Here is a 10,880-nt window from a genome sequence, read left to right on the forward strand (position 1 = left end):
CCCAGCCCGCACGGCCCGCACCCGCACGAGCCCGCACCCGCCCCCTGACCGGAGGCCACATGCTCGACGAGACCCTCCTCGACGCCCCGGACGCCCTCGCCCTCGCAGACCGCCGCAGCCTCCTCCGCGGCGCCGCCGAGGCCGGCGCACGGGTGCGGACCGCGGCCCGGCACGCCACCGAAGCCGGAATCGCCGAGCTCAGCCCCGAGGGCCGCCCCCGCGCCGTCCTCGTCGCGGGCCCCGGCACCGCCGCCGCCGGCGTCGCGGACCTGGTCGGCGCCCTGGCAGGCGCCGCCGCCCCGGTGATCCGCCTCCAGCCCACCGGCGTCGCCCCCGCCCCCGGCGCCCTGCGCTGGGCCCTGCCCGGCTGGGCGGGCTCCGTGGACCTCCTCCTCATCCCGACCATCGACGGCTCCGAACCCGGCCTCGCCCTCCTCGCCGAGCAGGCGTACCGGCGCGGCATCACCGTCGTCGCCGTCGCCCCGAAGACCTCCCCGCTCGCCGAGACCGTCAGCGCGCCCCGCGGACTGCTCGTCCCGATGGCGATGGCCCCGCACGAGAACCCCCAGGAGTACGAGGAGACCCTCGCAGCCGGGCCCGGCGCCCTGTGGGCCCTGTTCACCCCGCTCCTCGCGCTGCTGGACCGCGTCGGCCTGGTCGAGGCCCCGCCCGAGACGCTGGAGAAGGTCGCCGACCGCCTGGACCGTACGGCCGAGCGCTGCGGCCCGGCCATCGCCACGTACAGCAACCCGGCCAAGACGCTCGCCGCCGAACTCGCCGACTCGCTCCCGCTGATCTGGACCGAGGGCGACGCCGCCGGCCCCGTGGGCCGCCGCTTCGCCGCGGTCCTCGCCGAACTGGCCGGCCTGCCCGCGCTCGCCGCCGAACTCCCCGAGGCCCTGCCCGCCCACGGCGTCCTGCTCGCCGGCGACTACGCGGCCGGCGCCGACCCCGACGACTTCTTCCGCGACCGCGTCGACGAGCAGCAGGCCCTGCGCGCCCGGGTCGTGCTGCTGCGCGACCGCCCGACCGACGCGGGCGGCCTGACCGCCGCACCCGCGGCCCGCGAACTGGCCCTCAGCCACGGCACCGCCATCAGCGAACTGGAGCCGCTGGCCTCGGAGGAGAACCCGGGCGAGGCGGGCGAACTCCTGGAGACCCTGGCCGAACTCGTCGCCGTCACGGACTTCGCCGCCATCTACCTCTCCCTGGCCTCGGCGGGCATCGCACCCCCGCCACCCCCGACGTAAACCCACCCGTCACGTCGCCGCCACGTCCCAGACGCCCCACCCCACTTCCATCAGCACGATCGCATCACCGCATCACCGCACCGAGGAAAGCTGGAAGGCTCCATGGACCGCCTCGTCAACACCGTCCGCCCCTACGCCTGGGGCTCCACCACGGCCATCCCGGAACTCCTGGGAACCCCGCCCACCGGCGAACCCCAGGCCGAGATGTGGATGGGCGCCCACCCCGGCGCCCCCTCCCGCACGGAGCGCGGACCGCTCAACGAGGTCATCGACGCAGATCCCGTACGCGAACTGGGCGCACCGGCCGTCGAGAAGTTCGGCCCGCGCCTGCCCTTCCTCCTCAAGCTGCTCGCCGCCGGAGCCCCGCTCTCCCTCCAGGTCCACCCCGACCTCGCCCAGGCGAAGGCCGGATTCGCCGCAGAGGAGGCGGCCGGCGTCCCGATCGACGCGCCGCACCGCAACTACAAGGACGCCAACCACAAGCCCGAACTGGTCTGCGCCCTCACGCCGTTCAACGGCCTGTGCGGTTTCCGCGACCCGATCGAGGCCGCCGACGCGCTCTCCGCGCTCGGCGTCGACTCCCTCAAGCCGTACGTCGACCTCCTGCACGCCCACCCCGAAGAGGCCGCGCTGCGCGAGGTCCTGACGGCCCTGCTGAGCGCCGACCCGGCGGAGATGGCGCACACCGTCACCGAGGCCGCGGCCGCCGCCGAACGCCTGGGCGGCGCCCACGCCCCGTACGCCGCGCTCGCCCACCACTACCCGAGCGACCCCGGCGTCATCGCCGCCATGCTGCTCAACTTCGTCCAACTCCAGCCCGGCGAAGCCCTCTACCTCGGCGCGGGCGTCCCGCACGCGTACCTCGACGGCCTCGGCGTCGAGATCATGGCCAACTCCGACAACGTGCTCCGCTGCGGCCTCACCCCGAAGCACGTCGACGTCCCGGAGCTGCTCAAGATCGTCCGCTTCGAGCCGACCGACCCGGGCGTCCTGCGCCCCGAGGCGTCCCCGTCGGGCGAGGAGGTCTACGACACCCCCATCGACGAGTTCCGCCTCTCCCGCCTCGTACGGGCCGAGGGAGCCGCCCCCACCGACGTCACCGCCCCCACCCCGCAGATCCTGCTGGCTGTCGCGGGCCGCCCGAAAGCGGGCGAAGTCACCCTGGCCCCGGGCGAATCCGTCTTCGTACCGGCGGGCGAATCGACCGAACTGTCCGGTACGGGAACGGTCTTCCGCGCCACCGTCGTCGCCTGATGCAACAATGACCGGCCGAATGGCGGCAACAGTGCCGGAGTACCGACGAAGGGAACACGTACACCCATGAGCGCGTCAGGCGGAACCAAGGCGATCGTGGCGGCGCTCGCCGCGAACCTCGCGATCGCGGTAGCCAAGTTCGTGGCGTTCCTCTTCAGCGGTTCGTCCTCGATGCTGGCCGAGAGCGTCCACTCGCTGGCCGACTCCGGCAACCAGGGTCTGCTGCTGCTCGGCGGCAAGAAGGCCAAGCGTGAGGCGACTCCGCAGCACCCCTTCGGCTACGGCCGCGAGCGGTACATCTACGCCTTCCTCGTCTCGATCGTGCTCTTCTCCGTCGGTGGCATGTTCGCCATCTACGAGGGCTACGAGAAGATCAAGCACCCGCACCCGATCGAGGACTGGTACTGGCCGATCGGCGTGCTCGTCTTCGCGATCATCGCCGAGACCTTCTCCTTCCGCACGGCCATCAAGGAGTCGAACGCGATCCGCGGCGGTCAGTCCTGGACGGAGTTCGTCCGCCGCGCGAAGGCCCCCGAACTCCCGGTCGTCCTCCTGGAGGACCTCGGCGCGCTCGTCGGCCTCTTCCTCGCCCTCGGCGGCGTCGGCATCGCGCTCCTGACGGGTGACGGCGTCTGGGACGGCATCGGCACCCTCTGCATCGGCATCCTGCTCATCGTCATCGCGATCGTCCTCGCGGCGGAGACCAAGTCGCTGCTGCTCGGCGAGTCCGCCGGCGTCGACCAGGTGAAGAAGATCGAGGAGGCGGTCGTCGACGGCGAGACCGTCACCCGCCTCATCCACATGCGCACGCTCCACCTCGGCCCGGAGGAGCTCCTGGTCGCCGCCAAGGTGGCCGTACGCCACGACGAGACGGCCACCCAGGTCGCCAACGCCATCAACGCGGCCGAAGAACGCATCCGCGCGGCGGTCCCGATCGCCCGGGTGATCTACCTGGAACCGGACGTCTACAGCGAGGCGGCAGCCGCGGCAGGCGAGAACCCGGCCAGGACCCCGGGCGGCACAAGCCACTGACAGCCTGACGCCCACCGTTGTGGGCGATCGTTCCGCAGGGCGTGGGGGTCCCCCCAGGGCGAAGCCCCAGGGGGAGGGTGGGCACAACCACGACGAGCGGCGCCGCTTCAAGCCCCGCACCACAAGGGCCCGAGGTCACAAGACCCCGGGCCCTTGTCGTTGCTGCGGCGGCTACTGAACCTCGCCCAGGATCCCGAGCACCGCCGCCGCGTCGCCCGCCTCCAGCAACCGCTCCCGGAACCCCGGATCCATCAGCTTCCGCGACAACATCGCCAGAATCCGCAGGTGCTCATCCCCCGCCGCCGCCTCCGGCACCGTGATCATGAAGATCAGCCGCGCCTTCGTCCCGTCGAGCGAGCCCCACTCCACCCCCTCGGCCGACCGAGCGAACCCGACGATCGGCGCCGTCACGGCATCGGTCTTGGCGTGCGGGATGGCGATCTCCTCACCGAGCCCGGTCGTTCCCTGGGCCTCCCGCGCGAACGCGGCCCGCACGAGCCCGTCGAGGTCCGCGACCTTCCCGGTGGTGGCGAGCATCGCGGCCATCTCACGGATGGCGGAGTCCTTGTCGCCGGCGTCCAGCCGTACGTTCACGGTGGCGCCGGTCAGATACCCGGAGAGCACGTCTTCGCGGCTTCCCAGGTCACCCACACCGGACCCACCCCCACCGACAAGCGCAGGCGCAGGCTGAGCCACAACCCCACGCTCAGGCACCCCGGCAACAGCCGGCACCAGCGCCCCCACCCCACCCCGGTTCCGCCGCTCTCGAATGTCGATCAGCGCGTTCGTGGTGAGCGCGGTGACGACCGTGCCGACCGCCACGGCGAGGAAGAACATCGGCACACCGCCCACCGCGCCGAGCACCGCCACGATCGGCCCGCCGTGCGGCACCGCGTCCGTCACCCCGGCCATGCCCGCGATCGCACCGGCGACCGCGCCACCGAGCATGTTCGCGGGGATCACCTGCGCCGGCCGAGCCGCCGCGAACGGGATCGCGCCCTCGGAGATACCGAACATGCCCATGAAGAGCGAGGCCATCCCGGTCTCCCGCTCCTGCTCCGAGTACAGCTTGCGGCGCATCAGCGTCGCCAGGCCCTGGCCGAGCGGCATCACGGGGATCGCCGCGGCGCACATGCCCATGACGCTCATGTTGCCCGTGGCGATGAGCCCCGCGCCGAAGAGGAACGCCGTCTTGTTGACCGGCCCGCCCATGTCGAACGCGATCATCAGGCCGAGAATCGCGCCCAGCAGAATCGCGCTCGTCCCGGTCATCCCGCCGAGCCAGCTCGTCAGATGCTCGAAGACCCAGGAGATCGGCTGCCCGATCACATAGATGAAGAAGAGCCCCAGGGCCGTGGTCGCCACGATGGGGATCACGATGATCGGCATGATGGGCTGGACGAACTTCGGCACCCGGACCTTCTTGATCCACAGCACCAGATAGCCGGCGAGGAAGCCGGTCACGATCGCCCCGATGAAGCCCGCGCCCGCCTCGGAGTGGTAGAGCGAACCGTCCGCGGCGATCCAGCCGCCGATCATGCCCGGCACGAGCGCGGGCCGGTCCCCGATCGCGTAGGCGATGTAGCCGGACAGGATCGGCACCATCAGCTTGAAGCCGATGACACCGATGTTGTTGACGTCCATCCAGAAGGAGTCCTTCGGGATGACCAGACCGTCGGGGGTCGCGTGCCCGCCGATCGCGAGCGAGATCGCGATCAGCAGCCCGCCGACGACGACGAACGGAATCATGTACGAGACACCGTTCATCAGGGCCTTGTACGCGACACTCCGCTCCTTCCCACCCCCGGCACCGCCCTCGGGCTTACCGGCCCCGTCGGCTCCGTCACCTCCGCCCGCTCCCTGCACAGGCGCACTCCGCACCTGCTCGATCAGCCGCTCCGGATGGTGGATGCCCTCGGCCACCCCGACGGTCAGCACCCGCTTCCCGGCGAACCGACTGCGGTCCACGTCCTTGTCGGCCGCGATGATGATGCCGTCCGCGTCCGTGACATCGTTGTCAGTCAGTACATTCTCAGCCCCGATGGATCCCTGTGTCTCCACCTTGATCTCGACGCCGAGCGCCTGCGCTGCCTGCGCCAGCTTCTCCGCCGCCATATAGGTGTGGGCGATACCGGTCGGACAGGCCGTGACCGCGAGCAGCCTCACCGTCCGCCCCTCACTCGCTGGACTGGTCACGGGCTTCTCCTCGTACTCGCTGGTGGTTCCCCAGCATCGTGCCTCAGATGGCAACGCTGTCAAAAGTGCGTAAGGCCCCGGATGACCGGGCCACAGGGCCCTATGTCGAGGCCGGATCCGGCCTGATCCCGTCCTGGGCGGGCTGTGGATCGTCGGGGCGATCGGTGTAGATTCGTGACCAGCCAGACGTCGCTGCTGATGGCGGTCGGGCGGGCCTTTCGGGGACCGGCCGAGGGAGAGAGGGCCTCCGACGACTGCACCGCGTGAGTACCCGGGCATTCGTATGCCCGAGCCACCTCATCTCGCGGTGTCAGGCATGCCCCGACCGACCCTCGAATCGACCGAGCCCTCGAACTCGATCGAACCCGATCCATGAGGAGCAGCCCAGTCATGACGACTGCCGCCACCCAGCAGGACTTCAAGGTCGCCGACCTCTCCCTGGCCACCTTCGGCCGTAAGGAGATCACCCTCGCCGAGCACGAGATGCCCGGCCTGATGTCGATCCGCCGCGAGTACGCCGAGCAGCAGCCGCTCGCCGGCGCCCGGATCACCGGCTCCCTGCACATGACCGTGCAGACCGCCGTCCTGATCGAGACCCTGGTCGCCCTCGGCGCCGAGGTCCGCTGGGCGTCCTGCAACATCTTCTCCACCCAGGACCACGCCGCCGCGGCCATCGCCGTCGGCCCGAACGGCACCCCCGACGCCCCCGCCGGCGTCCCGGTCTTCGCCTGGAAGGGCGAGACCCTCGAGGAGTACTGGTGGTGCACGGAGCAGGCCCTGACCTGGCCGAACACGCCCACCGGCGGCCCGAACATGATCCTCGACGACGGTGGTGACGCCACCCTCCTCGTCCACAAGGGCGTCGAGTTCGAGAAGGCCGGCTCCGCCCCGGACCCGTCGACCGCGGACAGCGAGGAGTACGGCTACATCCTCCGCCTCCTCAACCGCACCCTCGGCGAGAACCCGCAGAAGTGGACCCAGCTCGCGTCCGAGATCCGCGGTGTCACCGAGGAGACCACGACCGGCGTCCACCGCCTGTACGAGATGCACCAGGCCGGCTCGCTCCTCTTCCCGGCGATCAACGTGAACGACGCCGTGACGAAGTCGAAGTTCGACAACAAGTACGGCTGCCGCCACTCCCTCATCGACGGCATCAACCGCGCCACCGACGTCCTCATCGGCGGCAAGACCGCCGTCGTCTGCGGCTACGGCGACGTCGGCAAGGGCTGCGCCGAGTCCCTCCGCGGCCAGGGCGCCCGCGTCATCGTCACCGAGATCGACCCGATCTGCGCGCTCCAGGCGGCGATGGACGGCTACCAGGTCGCGACCCTGGACGACGTCGTCGAGACGGCCGACATCTTCATCACCACCACGGGCAACAAGGACATCATCATGGCGTCCGACATCGCCAAGATGAAGCACCAGGCCATCGTCGGAAACATCGGCCACTTCGACAACGAGATCGACATGGCCGGCCTGGCCGCCACCCCCGGCATCGTCAAGGACGAGGTCAAGCCGCAGGTCCACACCTGGACCTACCCCGACGGCAAGGTCGTCATCGTCCTCTCCGAGGGCCGCCTGCTGAACCTGGGCAACGCGACCGGCCACCCGTCCTTCGTGATGTCGAACTCGTTCGCGGACCAGACCCTGGCCCAGATCGAGCTCTTCACGAAGCCGGAGCAGTACCCGACCGACGTCTACGTCCTCCCGAAGCACCTGGACGAGAAGGTCGCGCGCCTCCACCTCGCCTCGCTCGGCGTGAGGCTCACGACCCTCCGCCCCGAGCAGGCCGCCTACATCGGCGTCCAGGTCGAGGGCCCGTACAAGCCGGACCACTACCGCTACTGATGCCGGCACGGGCGTGCGCCGTGCACTGACGCACGCCCGTCACCCGCACCCGTAGAGGAATCAGGCAGGCCCCCGCACCCCCGTGCCGGGGGCCTGCCTCGTCCGACCGGCCCGCACCCGGGCCCTACCGCCCCACGAAGCTCCCCGAGGATTCGGATCCATGCCCCGCGGCCGTTATTCGCTCCATGACCCGCACGATCACACCCCCCTCGGCGAAGAACACTTCAACTGCGCGCCCGGCCCGTCCGGCTGGCGCTACGTCTCTCAGACCACCACCCCCTCCGGCGACCACGCCGGCTCCGTCGACCTGGCCATCGACGAACTCGGCCGCCCCATCCGACTCGAACTCCACGCCGCGAGCTGGCAGGTCCGCGGCGCCGCCCTCGACGGCGTCACCTGGGTCCGTACGGACCCCACCGGAACCCACGCCACCGAAGGCAATGTGCGCGCCCACGCCTTCACCGGCACGTCCCCCGCGTTCCTCGTCGCGATCACTCGACTGCTGCGCCTCACCCCCGCTTCCCCCGCGACCCGCATCCGGCTCGTCGCCTTCACGGATCCCGTGCTCGCCCCCCTCACGATCGACCAGTCCTGGGCCCTGATGAACAGTGAAGCGCACGCCACTGACAACGGCCGTCTGATCGTGGACGAGTACCAGGTCAACGCCCTGGACACGGGGGAACAGCACACGGTTCACATCACCGGAGACGTGGTCCTGTCCGCCCCCGGCATCGAGCTGGAGTCCCTTGACACCCCGCCGTCGGTCTTCCCCGACACCGCGACCTAGGCGGGCGGCGCGAACCCGGTGGAACGCGGCGCCTCAGCGCCAGGCGACGCCGGAGCAGGAGCGGCAGCCGGAGCCGGAGCGGGAGTCTGAGCAGGCGGAACACCCCCGCCGGAGGAAACACCTCCCACACCAGCCATCCCTGCCCCCATCCGAGCAGAAGAGAAGGCCCGCCGGGCGTCGCGCGCCTGCCGCTCGCCGACGACACCGGCCAGATACGCGGCCGCGGGCACACCGGCGGGCGGCGGGGTCCCCGTCCGCGCGACCAGTTCGTCCGCCAGCCGCTCGGCGATCCGCTGCCCCACCGCGGGATCCAGCTGCCGCATCCGCGTCAGGTACTGCCGTATCTCCAGCCAGAGCCCGTCCGGCACGCTGGAGAGATCCAGCCCGGTGAAGCGCCCCACGAGCCACGGCGGGGGAGGCGGTACGAACGCGCTGCGCGCCGCAGGCACCCGCTCCCGTACGACGAGGGTCCCGGCGAAGACGTCACCGAGCCGCCGCCCCCGGGCGGACACCAGCGAGGCGATACAGGCGACGACCCCGAACGTCATCAGGACCTCCACCACCGCCATCGCACCCCGCACCAGCGCGTGCCGGAACCGGATCGGCCCCCCGTCGTCCCGCACCACGCGCAGCCCGCAGGCCAGCTTCCCCAGCGATCGCCCGTGCGACAGCGTCTCCACCGCGATGGGCGCTCCCACCAGCACGAGGAGGAAGCAGGCGATGTTCACCGCCATCTGCGCGGCCTCGTCGAGAGAAGCCGTGGCCAGCGTGAGTCCGACCGTGACGAGCAGATAGCCCGCCCAGACGACCACCAGATCAAGGAAGAGCGCCAGAGCCCGGCTGGGCAGCCGTGCCGGCTGCAGCCCCAAAACGACGGCGTCCCCCGTCACCACCCCGCTCACGGCACCCACCCCTTCGCTCACTCCGCCCGACCCTCAGATACGACAGTCTGCCAAGCTGACCCGCAGCGCGCCGCAGTAGTACGGACCCGTACGCACCACCCAGTGCCTGGAGCAGCAGCCGATCATGGACCTTGACGTCTTCGTCACCGCCCACCGCGCCGAGTGGGACCGCCTCGACCACCTCCTGCGCCGCGGCGGCAAGCTCACCGGAGCCGAGGCCGACGAACTCGTGGCCCTGTACCAGCGGACGGCCACCCACCTCTCCCTGATCCAGTCCAGCACCCCGGACCCGATGCTCACGGCCCGGCTCACCCAGCTCGTCGCCCGAGCCCGAGCCACGGTCACCGGCACCCGCCGCTCCTCCTGGCGCGACGCGGCCACCTTCCTGACGGCGGGCTTCCCGGCCGCCGTCTACCGCTCACGCCACTGGTGGATCCCGACGGCCGTCCTCTCCCTCCTCCTCGCGGCGATCATCGGCTGGTGGATCGGCACGCACCCCGAGGTGCAGTCCGCCATAGGCGCCCCGGCGGAGCTCCGTGAGATGACCCGCCCGGGCGGCCAGTACGAGACGTACTACTCGAGCAACCCGGCCGGCTCCTTCGCGGCCCAGGTCTGGACGAACAACGCCCAGGCCGCCGCCATGTGCCTGGTCCTTGGAGCGTTCCTGGGCATCCCGGTGCTCTGGGTCCTCTTCTTCAACATGTTGAACGTCGGCGTGGCCATCGGCCTGATGTCCGCGGCCGGCCGCCTCGACATCATGCTGGGCCTGCTCCTCCCGCACGGGCTCCTCGAACTGACCGCCGTATTCGTCGCCGCCGGCACCGGTCTCAAGCTCGGCTGGACGGTCATCGACCCCGGCCCGACGACCCGCAGGGCGGCGCTGGCCACCCAGGGCCGCGCGGCCGTCGGCATGGCCATCGGCCTCGCCGTCGTCCTCTTCATCTCCGGCCTCATCGAAGGCTTCGTGACCCCGTCGGGCCTCCCCACCTGGGCCCGCATCACCATCGGCGTCGCGGCAGAGCTGGCATTTCTCGCCTACGTCTACGTCCTGGGCGGTCGTGCGGCCCGCGCGGGCGAGACCGGCGACCTCGCCGACGCCGACCGCAGCGCCGAGCTGCCGACCGCCGCCTGATGTGCGTTCGCCCCCGCTGACCTGCTAGTCTCCTCTTCGCCCACAAAAAACTGTTGACACGGTTCGCGTGGGGAGGTAGATTTAAACGGTTGCCTCGAACTGGACAAGTTCGGTGGCGGCGAGCTAGTATCTCTCTCGCTCCGGTCGGGATTCGATTTCCACGGAGCCACCCCGATTCCTTATTCGAATCACGAAAGCCACCGATTAGGTCGGCCGGAATGAATCTGATAAAGTCGGAATCGCCGGAAAGGGAAACGCGAAAGCGAAGAACAGTCCGGCAGCCCGCTCCAGCGGGTGGCAGAAACAAGAAATTGGATCTGCTAAGCTGGAAACACGAAAGACCGAAGGGAAAAGCCCGGAGGAAAGCCCGAGAGGGTGAGTACGAAGGAAGCGTCCGTTCCTTGAGAACTCAACAGCGTGCCAAAAATCAACGCCAGATTAGTTGATACCCCGTCCATCTTCGGATGGTCGAGGTTCCT

Annotated in this window: 8 protein-coding genes; 6 read left to right on the top strand and 2 right to left on the bottom strand. The window is 70.4% G+C overall.

Translation table 11 applies throughout. The annotated features are described in order from the left end of the window. Positions 1-59: 59 nt before the first annotated feature. The 3 genes from AB0F56_RS29790 to AB0F56_RS29800 all read left to right on the top strand — a co-directional run bounded on the left by AB0F56_RS29790 (position 60) and on the right by AB0F56_RS29800 (position 3,536). Complete coding sequence (locus tag AB0F56_RS29790) at positions 60-1,250, top strand: SIS domain-containing protein (protein WP_362015022.1); 1,191 nt, start codon at positions 60-62, stop codon at positions 1,248-1,250. 102 nt (positions 1,251-1,352) lie between these two features. Then, positions 1,353-2,504, top strand: coding sequence for a mannose-6-phosphate isomerase, class I (gene manA, locus AB0F56_RS29795; protein WP_362015025.1), 1,152 nt, complete (start codon positions 1,353-1,355; stop codon positions 2,502-2,504). Between the two features lie 66 nt (positions 2,505-2,570). Then, complete coding sequence (locus AB0F56_RS29800; RefSeq protein WP_362015027.1) at positions 2,571-3,536, top strand: cation diffusion facilitator family transporter; 966 nt, start codon at positions 2,571-2,573, stop codon at positions 3,534-3,536. Between the two features lie 171 nt (positions 3,537-3,707). Here AB0F56_RS29800 and AB0F56_RS29805 read toward each other — a convergent pair whose 3' ends face one another. Further along, positions 3,708-5,732: a fructose-specific PTS transporter subunit EIIC gene (locus AB0F56_RS29805; protein ID WP_362015029.1), complete on the bottom strand. Its 2,025-nt coding sequence runs from the start codon at positions 5,730-5,732 to the stop codon at positions 3,708-3,710. Positions 5,733-6,122: 390 nt separating this feature from the next. On the opposite strand from AB0F56_RS29805, the gene ahcY reads away from it, so the two are divergent. Then, positions 6,123-7,580, top strand: coding sequence for an adenosylhomocysteinase (ahcY, locus tag AB0F56_RS29810; protein ID WP_362015032.1), 1,458 nt, complete (start codon positions 6,123-6,125; stop codon positions 7,578-7,580). Positions 7,581-7,740: 160 nt separating this feature from the next. Continuing rightward, complete coding sequence (locus tag AB0F56_RS29815) at positions 7,741-8,367, top strand: hypothetical protein (protein ID WP_362015035.1); 627 nt, start codon at positions 7,741-7,743, stop codon at positions 8,365-8,367. On the opposite strand, the gene AB0F56_RS29820 is transcribed toward AB0F56_RS29815, so the two are convergent. Continuing rightward, the gene (locus AB0F56_RS29820; RefSeq protein WP_362015038.1) at positions 8,364-9,269 is read right to left on the bottom strand and encodes an RDD family protein; all 906 of its coding nucleotides are present in this window, start codon (positions 9,267-9,269) and stop codon (positions 8,364-8,366) included. The two genes, AB0F56_RS29815 and AB0F56_RS29820, sit on opposite strands and share 4 nt — an antisense overlap. Before the next feature lie 124 nt (positions 9,270-9,393). Between AB0F56_RS29820 and AB0F56_RS29825 the strand changes: the two genes are divergently transcribed. Beyond that, the gene (locus AB0F56_RS29825; protein ID WP_362015041.1) at positions 9,394-10,401 is read left to right on the top strand and encodes a stage II sporulation protein M; all 1,008 of its coding nucleotides are present in this window, start codon (positions 9,394-9,396) and stop codon (positions 10,399-10,401) included. The last annotated feature ends 479 nt before the right edge of the window (positions 10,402-10,880 follow it).

Origin of the sequence: Streptomyces sp. NPDC026092, assembly GCF_040638605.1 — a bacterium.
In the GTDB taxonomy this organism is placed as follows: Bacteria; Actinomycetota; Actinomycetes; order Streptomycetales; family Streptomycetaceae; genus Streptomyces.